Annotated in this window: 15 protein-coding genes and 2 pseudogenes; 5 read left to right on the top strand and 12 right to left on the bottom strand. The window is 67.8% G+C overall.

Translation table 11 applies throughout. From position 1 onward, the window contains the following. Positions 1-174: 174 nt before the first annotated feature. Positions 175-397: pseudogene (locus ACZ561_RS05480) on the top strand (hypothetical protein); the annotation flags it as partial. A gap of 79 nt (positions 398-476) precedes the next feature. Here the strand turns inward: ACZ561_RS05480 and ACZ561_RS05475 are convergent. Continuing rightward, complete coding sequence (locus tag ACZ561_RS05475; RefSeq protein WP_470989972.1) at positions 477-881, bottom strand: type II toxin-antitoxin system PemK/MazF family toxin; 405 nt, start codon at positions 879-881, stop codon at positions 477-479. 224 nt (positions 882-1105) lie between these two features. Between ACZ561_RS05475 and ACZ561_RS05470 the strand changes: the two genes are divergently transcribed. Then, positions 1106-2311, top strand: coding sequence for an IS701 family transposase (locus ACZ561_RS05470; protein ID WP_470989970.1), 1206 nt, complete (start codon positions 1106-1108; stop codon positions 2309-2311). Between the two features lie 21 nt (positions 2312-2332). On the opposite strand, the gene ACZ561_RS05465 is transcribed toward ACZ561_RS05470, so the two are convergent. After that, positions 2333-2716, bottom strand: coding sequence for a hypothetical protein (locus ACZ561_RS05465; RefSeq protein WP_470989967.1), 384 nt, complete (start codon positions 2714-2716; stop codon positions 2333-2335). Between the two features lie 77 nt (positions 2717-2793). Continuing rightward, the gene (locus ACZ561_RS05460) at positions 2794-3243 is read right to left on the bottom strand and encodes a hypothetical protein (protein ID WP_470989965.1); all 450 of its coding nucleotides are present in this window, start codon (positions 3241-3243) and stop codon (positions 2794-2796) included. 258 nt (positions 3244-3501) lie between these two features. Here ACZ561_RS05460 and ACZ561_RS05455 point away from each other — a divergent pair, with 258 nt between their 5' ends. Next, complete coding sequence (locus ACZ561_RS05455) at positions 3502-3723, top strand: hypothetical protein (RefSeq protein ID WP_470989962.1); 222 nt, start codon at positions 3502-3504, stop codon at positions 3721-3723. Between the two features lie 743 nt (positions 3724-4466). Here ACZ561_RS05455 and ACZ561_RS05450 read toward each other — a convergent pair. The 5 genes and pseudogenes from ACZ561_RS05450 to ACZ561_RS05430 all read right to left on the bottom strand — a co-directional run bounded on the left by ACZ561_RS05450 (position 4467) and on the right by ACZ561_RS05430 (position 7146). Beyond that, a complete protein-coding gene (locus tag ACZ561_RS05450; RefSeq protein WP_470989960.1) occupies positions 4467-4826 on the bottom strand; it encodes a hypothetical protein in 360 nt (119 codons plus the stop codon). Positions 4827-4848: 22 nt separating this feature from the next. After that, a protein-coding gene (locus tag ACZ561_RS05445) for an IS5 family transposase (RefSeq protein ID WP_470989958.1) occupies positions 4849-5657 on the bottom strand; the annotation gives its coding sequence in 2 pieces (ribosomal slippage) (positions 4849-5318 and positions 5318-5657; 810 coding nt in all). A gap of 78 nt (positions 5658-5735) precedes the next feature. Then, positions 5736-6317 carry a hypothetical protein gene (locus tag ACZ561_RS05440; protein ID WP_470989955.1) on the bottom strand — a complete coding sequence of 194 codons (582 nt, stop codon included), beginning with the start codon at positions 6315-6317 and terminating at the stop codon, positions 5736-5738. A gap of 144 nt (positions 6318-6461) precedes the next feature. Next, positions 6462-6692: pseudogene (locus ACZ561_RS05435) on the bottom strand (transposase); the annotation flags it as partial. A 274-nt stretch (positions 6693-6966) separates the two neighbouring features. After that, positions 6967-7146: a hypothetical protein gene (locus tag ACZ561_RS05430; protein ID WP_470989953.1), complete on the bottom strand. Its 180-nt coding sequence runs from the start codon at positions 7144-7146 to the stop codon at positions 6967-6969. A gap of 4 nt (positions 7147-7150) precedes the next feature. Here ACZ561_RS05430 and fxsT point away from each other — a divergent pair, with 4 nt between their 5' ends. After that, positions 7151-9391 carry an FxSxx-COOH system tetratricopeptide repeat protein gene (gene fxsT / locus ACZ561_RS05425; protein ID WP_470989951.1) on the top strand — a complete coding sequence of 747 codons (2241 nt, stop codon included), beginning with the start codon at positions 7151-7153 and terminating at the stop codon, positions 9389-9391. A gap of 204 nt (positions 9392-9595) precedes the next feature. Here fxsT and ACZ561_RS05420 read toward each other — a convergent pair whose 3' ends face one another. The 4 genes from ACZ561_RS05420 to ACZ561_RS05405 form a co-directional block, all read right to left on the bottom strand. Beyond that, positions 9596-9733: a hypothetical protein gene (locus tag ACZ561_RS05420; RefSeq protein WP_470989948.1), complete on the bottom strand. Its 138-nt coding sequence runs from the start codon at positions 9731-9733 to the stop codon at positions 9596-9598. Positions 9734-9756: 23 nt separating this feature from the next. Beyond that, entirely contained in the window at positions 9757-10080 is a 324-nt protein-coding gene (locus ACZ561_RS05415) for a hypothetical protein (protein WP_470989946.1), read from the bottom strand. Between the two features lie 596 nt (positions 10081-10676). Further along, positions 10677-11912: a PP2C family protein-serine/threonine phosphatase gene (locus ACZ561_RS05410; protein ID WP_470989944.1), complete on the bottom strand. Its 1236-nt coding sequence runs from the start codon at positions 11910-11912 to the stop codon at positions 10677-10679. Positions 11913-12072: 160 nt separating this feature from the next. Further along, on the bottom strand, positions 12073-13062 hold the full coding sequence (locus tag ACZ561_RS05405) for an Acg family FMN-binding oxidoreductase (protein WP_470989942.1): 990 nt from the start codon (positions 13060-13062) through the stop codon (positions 12073-12075). Between the two features lie 1203 nt (positions 13063-14265). On the opposite strand from ACZ561_RS05405, the gene lexA reads away from it, so the two are divergent. Further along, positions 14266-14748, top strand: a complete 483-nt coding sequence (lexA, locus tag ACZ561_RS05400) for a transcriptional repressor LexA (protein WP_470989940.1) — start codon at positions 14266-14268, stop codon at positions 14746-14748. The last annotated feature ends 39 nt before the right edge of the window (positions 14749-14787 follow it).

Here is a 14787-nt window from a genome sequence, read left to right as displayed (position 1 = left end):
CGTTCCCACTCGGCATCACTCAGATCACCCCGCCCCATGCCCACATCAACGACTCGGACACGCGGTAGTCACATGATCGGCCGGACAAGTCCTAGTGCCGCATCAACGTTCGCCTCGTTCTGATGGACCGTCCGGTTGCTGCGCCGCGTGGCACCGGACCGCACGAATGATCACGTGGTTGAGCGCGTACGGATTCGCGAGATCGACGGCGATGAGGGCAGGCGGTTGCTGCGGATCATCCGCAGAGGCACCGGGTCGGTGGTGACCTGGCGACGCGCCCAGGAGACCGCCAAGTCCAAGCCGGCCGAAGAACATCAGCCGCGAGGGCCTGCGGGTTCTGCTCCGCAAGGAGGGCGTCTCGCTTCAACGCGTGAAGGCCTGGAAGACTGATCTCGATGGTGAGGGGCGCCGAGGCGACAGTCGGACAGCGTCGACCATCTGGCCGAGACCGCCCACGCCGTCGGCTCCTTCTCCCTCTACCCGAGTTCACCGAGACGGAGGGCGTCCCTTATCTCGCTGAGCTTCGCGGTCGTCGCCGGGGTCTGCTCCTGCGCTTGTTCAGCGAGTCGGAGGGCATCGTCAACCTCGCTGAGCTTCGCCGAGGACAGGACGGCCGCCCGCTCTATCAGGTCGTCCCGTGACACAGTGGTCAGCCACGTGCAAGGGGTGAAGCCTGGACGCGGGAACGCGAGCCGCAGCACGCCTTCGAACGGCACTCCTTCACCGGCGCCCACCATCACTTCGATGCCCAGACCGCCAATGTCGACGCCCGCCGGAGCGACGACCTGCATCACCCGGATCCCGGACGCGTCGTCTCCCGACAGCAGTACGACCAACCTCCGCTCGTCGAACTGGACCCACCAGACCTCGCCACGTTGCACAAGTCCTCCAGACACAGGACGGCAGACAGACGCTGCGCGAGCCTGACGCGCTGTGGAGACGGGTGCGGCCACCGTTGATCATCGGTGTGTGAAGACTGAAGATCACGCGGTGGCCGCAGGTCACAGCGTAAACCCTGCCCACTGGCAGGAGGCATTCGAGGGTCTGATGAGCCGGATAGCGGGGACGGTTCACACGGGTCGAATCCCGGCGCCGAGCCCGGAAGTTGGTACTCGGACTGCTGTCCGACCTGCCGCGCAAGAACTGCTGGACCATCGCCGAGTGGGCCGGGGACAGGACCCCGGACGGCATGCAGCACCTGCTCGGGCGGGCCAAGTGGGACGCCGACCGGGTCCGCGACGACGTGGGTGACTACGTGGTGGAGCATCTGCACGACGACGAGGCGGTGCTGGTGGTCGACGAGACCGGCGACGTGAAGAAGGGCACCGACACTGTCGGTGTCCAGCGCCAGTACACCGGCACCGCCGGACGCGTCGAGAACAGCCAGGTAGCCGTTTACCTCGCCTACTCCACCCCGCGAGGGCACGCGGCGATCGACCGGGAACTCTATGTTCCGCGTTCCTGGACCTCCGACCCCGACCGCTGCCGGGCCGCCGGACTCGGTGACAAGACGGAGTTCGCGACCAAGCCAGAGCTGGCCGCCCGCATGGTCACCCGATTCCTGGACGCCGGCCACCGGGCCGCATGGGTCGCGGGAGACGAGGTCTACGGCGGCAACCCGAGGCTGCGCGCCGCGCTGGAGGAACGCGGCACCGGCTACGTCCTAGCGGTGGCCTACTCGCACGAAGTCACCACAGGCGCCGGGAAGTTCCGCGCGGACACGCTGGCCAGGAAAGTGCCCAAGAGGGCCTGGCAGAAGCTGTCCGCAGGGGTCGGAGCCAAGGGCCACCGCTCTTACGACTGGGCCGTCATCGACCTCACCGACCCCCGGCCCGGGAGCCGGCAGTTGTTGATCTGCCGCAACCGCAGCACCGGCGAACTCGCGTACTACCGCTGCTACTCGCCGGCCCGCAGTGCCGCTGACCACCCTGGTGCGCGTCGCTGGATCAAGGTGGCGGGTCGAGGAGTTTTCCAGTCCGGCAAGGGCTTGGCGGCCTTGGACGAGCACCAGGTCCGGCGCTACTCGTCCTGGTCCCGCTGGGTCACCCTGGCCATGCTTGCGCACGCCTTCCTCGCCGTCGTCCGCGCGAACGAACACGACCGTCATCCCTCACCCGACGAGCTGATACCGCTCACCTGCAACGAGATCCAACACTGTTCATCACGCTCGTCATCCAACGCGTCTTTGCCCCTGTCCACCGGCTTGGCTGGTCCGTCTGGCGACGCCGCCACCAGACCCGATCCCGGACCAGCCACTACCGACGACAAGCCGCTCAAGCATGAAGATCACGATCTACGGCTGGAGTACTAACGGCGACGGTGCCAGTCGGCGTCACCAAAGATGCAGGAAGCTCCGGACGTCGTCATAACCGTCGAGAGCCCGACCATCCACGTCCGCCAGGTCCGTTTGAGCACGCACCGCCAGCGACTTCGCCAGCGCGAGCGCGTCGTCGCCGAGACGGCCGAAGCGTCGAGCGGTATGGCCCAGGCACAGGCCGGCCAGCCCAAGGAGCGGACTGCCCGACACGGCGCGCGTCCCGACCTCCATGCACCAGTGCTCGACGAACTTCCGGTCGTCGTCACTCAAGGCGATTCCGACCAGGGCGTCCGCCGCTTCGCCCTCGTGCGAGCGGTCACACAGCGCCCGTTCCAACGTCTCGACCACGACCTCATGAGGCAGCGCGGGCGGGTTCTCGGAGCTCAGGTGAGAATGCATCCCGCGAGACTACGTGCCCCACGCTTTCTGCACTCCACCAGCAAGAACGGGGCGAACGTTGCCTGATGCGGCGCTAGCTAGTCACGTGCCCGATTGCCGGTCATGACCTTCGGCTGACGGATCAAGTCCGTGTCAGTGTCCTCGCGGGAAACGTAGAGGAAGCCCTCTTCGATCTCGTCGTCGTAATGCACGACACGGCCGTCCTCCTGAAGCGACTGCTTCCAGTTCGCCAAACGTCTTGCGTCGCGCTCGGTGAGCTGCTTGCCTGCCCGTAGCCGGCCTTCTGCCCGCAGCATCATGGCCGGGTATAGAAACCGGTGCTCCTTCTTAAGCTTCCACGGAATGAGGTTGTCGGCTCGAAGATTGCGCCGGTCAAGGCCCTTCCGCCGACGGAAGGCAGCCCACATGGGAATGCTTGTCTCGATGCCATACTTTGAGAAGTACGTCTCCTGCATCCACTCGTAGGTACGTCCCTCCTCGAACCACCGGACGACTTCCTGCTCGTCCTGTATCTTCCTCGGTGGCATGCCCCCCCTTTTCATTGACCGTCTTCTCGCTCCGGCCTGAGCCACGTTCACGCGGTAGATGCCGCGACGGGGCGCTCCCCCTCACCCATGCGGTGGATCTTGCCACAAGGTGCTGGCACGGCCGGTGGGTGGTGGCAGCCCGGTTCGTCACCATGCCTCGAAGGAGATCGACCTCAACTGGTGCCGCGACTGGGAGGACATCCGGGCAGAGAGAGTCTGCCCGCGCAGAACGATGAGGCCCCGTCCGTTGCCGCGATCGTGTTCGTCGAGCCGGCCGAGACCCACGTCCGCACCCTGGCCACCGTGCAGGTGGCGCAGCTCGACGCGGCGCTGAACGTTATCGCCGCCGACCCGGCCGACGTGAAGCCTCACGCCACCGCCTCGGCGCTGCGCGACTACCAACACTCCGGCATCCGCGTCATCTTCTACGTGACCGCGCTCGTCAGCATCCGCATCGTCACGTACGTCGAGGTCGACTGACCGCATCCGTACCCCTGATGGTTGCGCGGGCGTGATGTGCACGGCGGTCTCGCATTGGCCCTCGGCTCATACCTTCGGCGCGTCGACCTCGGCTTGGGCTCCGGACAGATCCCGCCGGAGTTTGGTGCCGACCCACTCGGAGATGTAGCGGCACTGCGCCTCGGGCAGAAGCGGCACGCCTCGGCAAGCGGATGCATGTGCTCGGCGTCCTGCTTCCCGGGGTCGATGGCTTCCTGGCCGTCGTAGGTGGGACTCCAGGGCCTCGCCTGGGTTGCGAAGCGGCGGGAGGCCCCTCGATCCGCCTTTGGCTCGAGACGTGATCAGCCCGCGTCCAGAGCGTCAGCCCGCTTCATCAGGCCCGCTGCGATGTTGTCCCAGTTGGGCCGAAGATCTGCAGGACCATGGCAGCCTCCCGCGTCAGCGGGCTCGTCCGACCGCTGCAACAGCACCAGTCGATACGCGAATCCATACAGGCAGGTTTCCGTCCACGTATTGCGGACACGGTTCGCGCATCATGGCGGGGATCGCGTCCGTATCGGCCAAGGTCCGTTCTTCGACGAAGTGCTCCCGGTGTCCCTGGCCGCCGGACGGAACCTAACTCCGCAGCTGGCCCCGCTGTCCCCTCCGCGATGGACAACGCGGGCGGCCGACACTCCTGAGACCGCGTGTGCCGGGCAGGCTGGCCTGCCCGGCATACGCTTCGCCCCGGTAGCGTCAAGTTCCCAGTGCTCCTGCGCCACGGTCTATGGCTTGGGCTTCCCTGGTTTCGTGCATCCGTTGTGCCCACCTGGCTTGCCCGTTGGAGACCCCTTCTTCTTCACTGTGGTGGTCGCGGTGGCGGTGTTGTTGTCCGGCGCGGGGTCGGGTTGCGCAGCACGGACTGTGGCGGTGTCGGAGAGAGTGCCGGTGGCCTTGGGCTTGATGACGATGGTCACCGTGGCGTCGGCGCCGTGGGCGAGCGTGCCCAGGGTGCAGGTGGCGCTGGTGGATGTGGTGGTGCAGGTGCCCTGGCTGGGTTTGGCGGATGCCAGGCCGCCTGGTCCGGTGAGGGTGCCGTCCAGCGTGACGTGGGTGGCCGCATGGGTAGTACTCCTGTTGGTCACCGTCACGGTGTAACTGATCGTTTCAGAATGAGGTTCTGAGTCGTCTCAGGCAGATGATGCTGCAGGCGAGTTGTAGCAGTCCTTGGTGAAGGTCGGCGCGTATCTCGTAGCGGATGCGCAGGCGCTTGAACTGGTGGAGCCTGGCGAAGGTCCGCTCGACGACCCAGCGGGTCTTGCCCAGGCCAGAGCCGTGGGCGACGCCGCGACGGGCGATGAGCGGCTTGATCCCACGCTTCCACAGCAAGCGGCGGTACTTGTCGAAGTCGTAGCCCCGGTCGGCGAACAGCTTGCGTGGCCGTGTGCGGGGGCGCCCGCGCACGCCGCGGATCGGTGGGATCGCATCCAGGAGCGGCAGGAGCTGTGTGACGTCGTGGCGGTTGCCGCCGGTCAGCGTGACGGCGAGCGGGGTGCCGTGCCGGTCGACGATCAGATGGTGCTTGCTGCCCGGCCGACCCCGGTCGACCGGCGAAGGTCCGGTGTGAGCCCCCCTTTGAGTGCCCTGACGTGTGAGCCGTCGATCGCCGAGTCGTCCATCTCCAGGAGACCCGCTGCTCGCAACTCAGCGAGAAGGACCTCGTGCAAGCGGGGCCAGACACCAGCCTCAGTCCAGTCCCGGAGCCGACGCCAGGCGGTCACCCCTGAACAGCCAACGACCTGGGCGGGAACATCGCGCCAGGCCACTCCCTTCCGGAGCACGTAGATGATGCCGGCGAGCGCGACGCGGTCCGACACCGGCAGCCGTCCGGGGTGGCGATGGCGTCGGGCAGGCCGAGGGGGGAGAAGCGCAGCTATGCGCTCCCAGAGATCGTCTGGCACAAGATCGGCAGGCACGTCGGAGAGTCTGCCCGGCGCCCTATCAGGCATTGACAGCGACGCCGATCTTGATGCGGTCGGCGGCGCTGGGTGGGTTCAGCGCCAGCCTCCGTGGCGAGGTTCCACGTGCTCGCCGAACAGTGGGCCGAACTCCTGTCCGTCCTCGTCGATCACGACGTAGTCCGCTTCGGTCTTCGAGGCGGCTGCATGCAACCGGATTACGAGGTCAGTGACAGGCACGATGCGCAGCGACAGGGCTGCGGCCACCTGGACAGCTTCGTCGTCGATGTCCGAGTTGTACTTGTCACGAGACCGTTCAAGGTGTCGAGCGGACACCTGCATGACCTCGACATCGCCACTGCCCGAGAACGTGAGGCAGTCGTGCCATCCCAGCCCGATGATGATCTCCAGCGCTTCCCCCAGGTCATCGGCGAGTAGACCGCCTTCCCCTTCGGAACTTGCGTACACAACCGGTCGGCGACCGTTCTGCTCGGTGCAGAGGAAGTAGGCCCCACCGGCGGACTCCCCGGCGATCACCTCCATCGGCGCACCCGAGGCAAGCCTCAAGCCCTCGCCATAGTGCTTCCGATGGATGTCGAAGCCGAACGACGACCTCAGCAGCAGATCGATCTCTGGGGTGTTCTGGATCAGGTCGAGCAGGTGATCACTTGAGGTCATGGCACGGACGATAGCGACTGTCACTGACGTGTCGGCACCACGGTGAACAGCGTGCTGCTGTCTGTCCGTGGCCTGCCCCCCGTTCATTCTGAAACCACCAGTAAGAGAGTCGATGGCCCAGCTTGGCGGTGGCCGGCCCCGTCTGGCGTCGTCGAGGCGGTGCAGGATCTCCTCGTGCAACCGGCCCCACACATCTGCTCGTGACCGGATCAGGAACCGGCGGTGAGCCGTCGATTTCGAGATCCCGAAACAGGGTGGCAGAGCCTGCCATGCGCACCCGCTGAGCAGGACGTAGTTGATCGCGGCGAACAACGTCTCATCAGGTGTATCCGGTGTCCCGCCGCCCTGCGGCCGCATCCTCGACGTAGGGATCAGCGGCTCTCCTCGGTCTCGCCGCGGCCCTCTGCTGCTACAAGCGACTCGTCCGCCTCACCACATAGGACGCGTCTAAGCCCTGTCGGCACTACCAAGCCAGCACAGCGGATGCACGGCTGTTTCGGAGACGGTGTGTGGAGGCGTGGCGCATGCTTGGGCCAGGGACGTCGTAGGGGCTGGGGGTCGGCGTGAACGGTGGCAGGCGTGCGCGGGCGGGTTCGGTCGTCAGTGGGTCCGGGGCGGCGGCGACGTGCGTGCTGGGGGTGGTGACGAACTACGCCACGAGCGCCGTGCCGGACTGGGCGTCCCGTCCATGGGTGGTGTGGTCCGTCTTCGGTGCGCTGGCTGTGGGTGCGGTCGTCTTGGAGCTGGTCAGCCGCCGTCTGGACGTCATCGAGTCCGCGAGGAATGCCGCGCCGGTGGGGTTAGTGCCGATGGGGCGGGTGCCGGTCACTGGCATGGCCTCCTTGCGTGCGCCGCAGAGTGCAGGGGTCGTCCGCGGTCGTGAGAGCGAACTGGTCTCTCTGCGGCGGCTGCTGGCCCGGCCGCAGGGCCGGTACGCCGTGGTGTGCGGCGTCGGCGGGATTGGCAAGACCACGTTGGCCTCCGCTCTGGCCGATGTCGCCCGCGCGGAAGGCCGGAGCGTGTTCTGGATCCGCTGGCGCGACACAGAGGAGCTGGCTGAGCAGATGACCCGTGTCGCGGTCGCCTGCGGCCTTCCCGAGGCTCGGCTCGAGGAGGCTCGGGCGGGTCGGGCCGGGCTTCCGGATGTGGTGTGGGAGCAACTGGAGCAGACCGCCTCGTGGCTCCTGGTGATCGACAACGTGGACACTCCGCAGGCGGTCGGTCCCGACGGGGAGGAGGTGGCGTCCTACCGGGGGTGGATCCGGCCGGGCGGCCGGGGCCTGCTGCTCGTCACCAGCCGGAACACCGACCCCGTGATGTGGGGCCCGCGGGCCGTCCTCCACCGCGTCGTCCCGCTGGAGTCCGCAACCGGCGGCCAGGTCCTCAGCGACGCGGCGCCCCACGCAGGAACCGCCGAAGAGGCACGGGCACTCGCGGAGCGGCTGGGCGGCCTGCCACTGGCCCTCCACGCCGTGGCCCGGTACCTGGCTGCCCCTGGCAGCCGCCACCGCAGCCTCACCGCCTACACCACCGCTCTCGACACGCAGCTCGGCACCCTGCTCGGCGCCACGCAGCCCCGGGCGAGTGACCCAGACGTCGGACGGACCCTGGTACGCCACACGTGGGAGCTGTCACTGGACCAACTCGACGGCGACGGCAACCCGCTGGCACGGCCGGTGCTGCGGCTGCTGTCCCTTCTGGCACCGGCCCCTGTCCCGGTCTCCCTCCTCACCCCGGAACTGGTCACCGAAGCCACCGGATGCCAGGCCGGCGTGGTCGAGGTGGAGACCGCGCTCAACGGCCTGCACACCTACGGACTCGTCGACACGCCAGCAAGCCACGACGGGCACCCCGTCCTCGGGCTGGTCGTCCTGCACCCGCTCGTGCGTGAGATCTCCGCGCACGCCCACATCACCGAATCCACCGACCCGAACCGCTACCAGCAGGCCCTCACCGGCCGCCTGGTCCAGGCAGCCCAAGAGGTGATGAGGGCCCCGACCTCCGACTGGGATGCGGCACGCCTCCTCGCCCCGCACCTCCTCAACGCGGCAGCGCACACCGCCAACGAGAACAACCGCCACCTCGCCGACGCCGTCGACCACATCAGCCAATGCCTCACAGAAGCGGGCGACTACGGCAGTGCACTTCAGCTGCGTCAGGCGGCGCACGAGATCACCGCCCGCTCGTCCGGCCGCGATCACCCCGATACCCTGAACAGCTCCAACAACCTCGCCGAAGTGCTCGACCTCTTCGGCCGGCACCAGGAGGCAGCCGACCTCCACCAGCAGGTCCTCACAACCCGCGATCGCACCCTCGGCCCCGACCACCCCGACACCCTGCTCAGCCGCAGTAACCTCGCCAACGCACTGGATCACCTCGGTCGGCACCACGAGGCGGCAGATCATCACCGGCAGATCCTTGCCGCCCGCGAACGCGTCCTCGGCGCCGACGACATCTACACCCTGCACAGCATGAACAACCTCGGCCTCGCACTCGGCTACCTCGCCCAGCACCAGGAAGCAGCCGCCTTGCACCGTGCGGCTCTGGCCGGCTACGAACGCGTCCTCGGCGCCGAGCACCCCGCCACCCTGAACAGCCGCAACAACCTCGCCCTGGCGCTTGACGACCTCGGCCACCACCAGGAGGCGGCCGACCTCCATCGGCAGGTCCTCAGCGCGTACGAACGTGTTCTCGGACCCGAGCACCCCGACACCCTGCACAGTCGCGACAACCTTGGCCTCGCGCTCGACCACCTCGGCCATCACCGGGACGCAGTCGATCTTCACCGACAGGTCCTCACCACCCTCGAACGAGTCCTCGGACCCGACCATCCCAGCACCTTGACCAGTCGCGACAACCTTGGCCTCGCGCTCGACCACGTCGGCCGACACGATGAAGCAGCCGACCTCCACCAACACGTCCTCACCACCCGCGAACGAGTCCTCGGACCCGATCACCCTCACACCCTGCAGAGCCGCAATAACCTCGCAGCCGCCCTGCGAGCTTCGCGGCGCACCAGGACGTGGTTGCGGGGTGGGCGCAGGCATCGGTTCATGGGCGCCAGACGCAGTTGAGGGGTGACTTCCGGAGGAACTCATGCAGGAGGTACCGAGTCCGTCCTGCACTTCGTACGGGACCGTCAAGGAGCCCTGTACAGGACAGAAGCTGCTCGCGCTTTGACGCGGCTCGCGATTGACAACGGACAGCAGTCCGCAGCGGCATTGGGTGCGAATCGGGTCCTGGTGCATGACCAGCCGGGAGCGTGCGGAATGGGCGGCTCAGCCGAGTTGGTCGGTGGGCTCTGCTGCCCGGGAGCGGGTCGCCGCCAGGCTGGCAAGGAGCTTGATGTGGTCTTCGGACGTGCTGCCCGGTTCGGCGGTGTAGAGGCTCAGGTCGTGCACGGCTCGCTGCGACACGGGCAGGTCCACGGACTGGTAGGTCAGTGCCGGGGCGCCGCTCCGGCAGCTGCGGGGTGATCGGTGTCGCCGTGCCAGGTAGGCCAGCCGAGGAGCCGGGGGCGTTCGGTGACCCAGGCGCGGGTGTCTGTGGCGATCTCGGTGTTGATGAGGTCCTCCAGCAGGTCGTTGTACCGGGAGACGAGATGGCGGTGCGTGGGGTCGGCGGCGAGGTTGTGGAGTTCGTTCGGGTCCTGGTCGCAGCCGTAGAGGACGACGTCGTAGTCGGCGTACAGCTCTTCGGCGTCGGCCGGGCGGTTCGGGTGGAGAGGCGAGAAGTAGCGGCCGAACGTGTGGCTGCTGTCCATGTAGCCGCGCAGGAAGCCGCGCTTGGTCCAGTCCGGCCGTAGCTGCCCGGACTGGATCCGCTGGCCGGCTTCGGGTCGGCGAACTCGAACCAGAACGACGCGTCCACGGCGGTGATCGACTCGACGGCGGTGAGCACGCCGTCGCGTACGGTCCCGCCGTCGAGGGCGGGCACCAGAGAACGGCCCTTGAGCGCGGGGTGCCGCTCCGCGAGGTCGGCCGTAGCCAGGCCCGCGAACTCCAGCAGGGTAGGGGCGAGGTCGACCGCGGAGGCGGGGGCTTCGGTGCGGGTACCACGGGGGAAAGTCTGGGTGGCAGAGGGTGAACGGGACGTGGAAGTTCTCGTCGTAGACCAGGTTGCCCTTCTGCCGCAGCCCGTGCGAGCCGGCCATCTCGCCGTGGTCGGAGGTGAAGACCACCACCACCGTGCGGTCGGCCTAATCCGTAATGAAGAGCGGCTCGGCAGGACGAGTAGCCCGGCAGGCGTTCGAGTGGTGGTGGCCGTGCAGGGTGCCGGTGGATGCATACGGTCGGCTTGGCCCATGAGGCCTTCGGACAGGCGGGGCACGTCTTGGCACCTGGCGGCCTCGGGGCGCTGTCACAGGTGCACGATGATCAGGGCGATGTCGTCTCGGGCACCGCCGGCCACGCCCAGGTGGGCCAGCAGGGCGTCGGCGACGCGATCGGGGCTCATGCGGGCATAACGGGTGAGGGCGTCGGTGAGGCGGTGCAGGCCGACGTCGATGTCCTCGCCGCGGCGTTCGATGAGGCCGTCCGTGTACAGGACGAGGACGTCACCGGAGGTGTACGACAGGGTCGCCTGGGGGCGGGGGACGTGTTCGGGGCGGGCCCCCAGCGGGGGATCAGTGGCCTGGTCCAGCAGGTCGCAAGTGCCGTCGGGGTGCACCAGGACTGGTGGATGATGGCCGGCACTGCTGTACGCGATCCGCTGATGAAGTGTGTCGATCACGACCTGGACGGCAGTGGTGGCCAGCGCCCCTTCCACCGAGCGGGCGTACAGACCCAGGACCTCCAGCGACTTGGCCGGCTCCTGGAGGGCCCGGACGGCGGCGCTCAGCGCGCTGCGGAGCATGCCCATGACGGCGGCGGCCTCCAAACCGTGACCGACGACGTCACCGACCGCGACACCGAATGAGCCGTCGGGCAGATCCACGACGTCGTACCAGTCGCCGCACACGTTCAGCGACCCGACCGCGGGCAAGTAGCGCACCGCGACATTCCCGTGCCCCTCAAGGTCGGGCGAGTGCAGCATGGCCTCCTGCAGGGCGACGGCGACCTGCCGCTCCCGGGCATGAGCCTGGCGCAGCTCCTCGTTCAACCTCTGCAGCACCCGCGCCCGCGCGTACAGCTCGGCCTCCATCACCTCCCGTCTACCCAGCAGTCCGCCTGCCGCCTGGGCCGGGCGGGAGCGGACGAACTCGGTCACGTCCTCCACCCGGTGGATGATCCACGCCACCTGACCGTCCGGCCCGAGCACGGGGGTGTTGATCGGGGACCACCACCGCTCCTCGAACACCCCAGGCTCGGTCGGTACGGGGATGTCGTACTTCTGCACTGCCATCGTGTCCGGTTGCTTCGACTGCAGGGCCCGGTGCAGCGAGGCGCCCAGGTTTCGCACGCCGTCCGCGGTAGCGTCCGCCGGATTGTCTGGGAAGGCGTCAAAAATGTACTGGCCCACCAGGTCCGACCTGCTCCGACCGGTGGCGCGCAGGTATGCGTCGTTGACGTCGACGATCACCAGGTCACGGCCCAGCACCAGATAGGGACTGGGCGTGGCAGCGAACAACGCCTTGTAGTCAATGCTCGGTCCCACAGGCTTCACAACACCAGTCCTTTCCACTGCTCAATGAGGCTCTTCCCGATTCGGGTAGGAACTCCTCCGGAACAGCCATGCCTCCCCCTGCCGGGGTCCCGAGCGGTGGGATGTCTCCGTCGTCGTGGCGATGGTGAGCAGGACGACGACTCGACCACCGTCACTGGAAGCTGAGGACATCGGCCACAGACCGCCGAGGTGTCGCCGCACCCTGGGAGCCGTAGCCGAGACGGAACACCATGTGGACGAAGCCGATCGCGGATCTCGGATCGCGTACGGACGACCGCAGCTCGGGCCATTCGAGGGGCTGTGACATCAGCGAGGCCGCGAGGCCGTCGAGTGTGGCCTGCAGGAGCACACGCTGCATCGCCTGACCGGCCCGCAGCCAGTCCGCCGGAGTGTCCTCCGCCGTGCCGAGCAGCGCGATCTGCGGGTGCTTCTCGAAGACGGCCACGGCACGGTCGGGCACACGGCGAGTGGAGTCGAAGTCCCGTACGGGGGAGCTCACGCCGTACTGCCGAGGGCCGAGGGCGTCCGCCGGGATGCCTTCGTCGGAGGGTCCCTCACCGGTCCTGCCGGTGCGCGTCCAGGCGGCGATCTCCGTGCGCACGGCGTCGTTCGCGGCCTCGAGAAGCTCGGCGTCGTGTACGAGTTCCATCACGGCGTCGGCATGCCAGGCGCCCGGGGTGATCAGCCGGCAGCCTTCCAGGAGAGCGGCGGAGCGAAGCCCGTCGAGTATCGGTGCGGGGATCTGTTCGTCGGAGAAGGGGACGCGGCTGGTGTGCCGCCGCCGCACCGCAGGGTGCAGGTCCGCTAGGTCACGGTCCGCGGGATCGGGCTCGTCGAGCGTGGCGTCGGCCAGGTACCACGGGTCTTCGGGAGCGGGAAACAGCCGGACGATGGAGGACCACCCGCTGTGGGCGGCGGCCACTCGCAGGTTGAACAGGGCGGCGCCACAACCGAGGTGCAGCGCGCGGTGGTCGGGATCGCCATATGGCAGCGTTCGGTCCGGATCGCCGTACAGCGCGACGGAGCGGCTGCCGGTGTGGTGGACGAACTTCCAGGGCTGTGCGTTGTGCATGGAGGGCGCCAACACGGCGTCCTCGACCAGCGACGTCACGACCGCCGCATCAAGGTGTGTGGTGGACACGGCTCGTCCTGTCTGTGAGGGACCGCCACCGGCCGCGAGCGGGTACGGCAGCGACCGTGGCTGCAGGGAATCAGAGGGGCACCGCGAGCTCGGCATCGCTGCCAGGGGATGCCGCGCGCGCCCGAGCCGCAGACACGTGACGCTCGTCGTCGAGTGGCGCCGAGAGCCGGTCCACGACCGCAGCGACATTGACCGGCAGTTCGGCGAACCGGCGGAGGACTCGGGTCTGGCTCTGGATTCTGCACAGCGACACGACACCGGGCCTGTGGACCGTCGAGCAAGCATCGGCGGATCACTGCGGCGTCCGGCGAGCAGGAAGACTCGGATCGGCACTCCAATGGAGGCCACGGGGATATCGCACATGTGCACCCCAGGGGGTCGGTCGGCTTCTTCGCAGCCCCCTCTGGCATTGTCGCAGTGCGTGTGAAGCCGCACCTTGCGAGGCGACCGCAGATCGAGCATCGCCACCCCTTGGCCCGCTGCTCGGGGCGTCGGACGCAGGCCGGTACGCCAGGTCATGGCAGGAACCCGCGGCGGATATGGCCTCAAGGAGATGAGCATCGTACGCACTGTTACGAAGGAAACACAGAACGTTGCAGGGGCATCGGTCGAGTTGCCTGCAGCCCTGTCGCGGTCAAGCGCCACGACCTCAGCTGCGGCATGGCCTAACGAATCGGTGACGTTCGTGGCGCGGCCAGCGCGGAATCAGGTCATCGTCGTTGTCTGAACATGACCACTACCGAATCCGCTGCCTCGTTCGCCGGGCTGACGGGCGCCTACTGGCTCGAACAACCGGATCACCGGGACGCCGGATGCGTGACCTGTAGGCGCCTGATGCGCCCTGACTTCCGGCAGCCTCTGCGAGCTGCGGCCCTGACACGGCTAGCGGTGCTGATCGTGGCAGCCGGCGCCATCGGTGCGGCGTTGGTTAAGGTCGTCCGGGGCTGAGCTGGAGGCCCGCGCTTGGCCCGATCACGCCGACACCCTCACCGCCCAAGGCGGCCTCGCCCACTGGCAGGGGGAGGCCGGGGATGCGGCCATGCATCAATCGACCAAATGATGAGCAAGATCGATCAGCGGCGATTCTCGGCCGGATTCGAAGTCGGATCATGCTCGGAATACGGTGTCAGAACGTTGCCCTACTCAACGAGATCGGCGCGGCGGTGAACCACAGCAGCACCTCGTCCCGTCGTCCACCAGCTCATGGCGCTCGAGCGCAAAGGCTTCCTCTCCCGCGACCCCCACCGCCCGCGCGGCTACCGGGTCCGCCCCACCCATGACATCGACGCCCCCGAGACCCAGCTCGACCACAACATGGCGCAGGTACCGCTCGTGGGCCGGAACGCGGCTGGCGCGCCGATCCTCGCCGAGGAAGCCGTCGAGGACGTCTTCACCCTCCCGCGGCAACTTGTCGGCGAAGGACACCTGTTCGCGCTGAAGGTGGTCGGAGACAGCATGGTCGACGCGGCCATCTGCGACGGCGGTTACGTGACCGTGAGGAAGGCCGATTCCGCCGATCACGGCGGCGTCGTGGCCGCAATGCTCGACGGCGAAGCCACCGTCAAGCGCCTGCGCCGCGAAAACGGCCGGGTCTGGCTGATGTCCCATAACTCCACCCACGAGCCGATCTTCGGCGACCACGCGACAATCCTCGGCAAGGTCGTCACCGTCATGCGCACCCTCTGACGAACGAACCTCCAGCGCCCCCAGACAAGGGCGAGCGCC

It is taken from the genome of Streptomyces sp. NPDC039609, assembly GCF_055596705.1.
The sequence above is the reverse complement of the archived record's forward strand: the minus strand, read 5'-3'. Positions and strand labels throughout refer to the sequence as shown.

Coding starts and splice junctions, on each gene's coding strand:
- ACZ561_RS05465 (WP_470989967.1), bottom strand. CDS start 2,716: ATGCATTCTCACCTGAGCTCCGAGAACCCGCCCGCGCTGCCTCATGAG.
- ACZ561_RS05460 (WP_470989965.1), bottom strand. CDS start 3,243: ATGCCACCGAGGAAGATACAGGACGAGCAGGAAGTCGTCCGGTGGTTC.
- ACZ561_RS05440 (WP_470989955.1), bottom strand. CDS start 6,317: ATGACCTCAAGTGATCACCTGCTCGACCTGATCCAGAACACCCCAGAG.
- fxsT (WP_470989951.1), top strand. CDS start 7,151: ATGGCCTCCTTGCGTGCGCCGCAGAGTGCAGGGGTCGTCCGCGGTCGT.
- ACZ561_RS05415 (WP_470989946.1), bottom strand. CDS start 10,080: ATGGACAGCAGCCACACGTTCGGCCGCTACTTCTCGCCTCTCCACCCG.
- lexA (WP_470989940.1), top strand. CDS start 14,266: ATGGCGCTCGAGCGCAAAGGCTTCCTCTCCCGCGACCCCCACCGCCCG.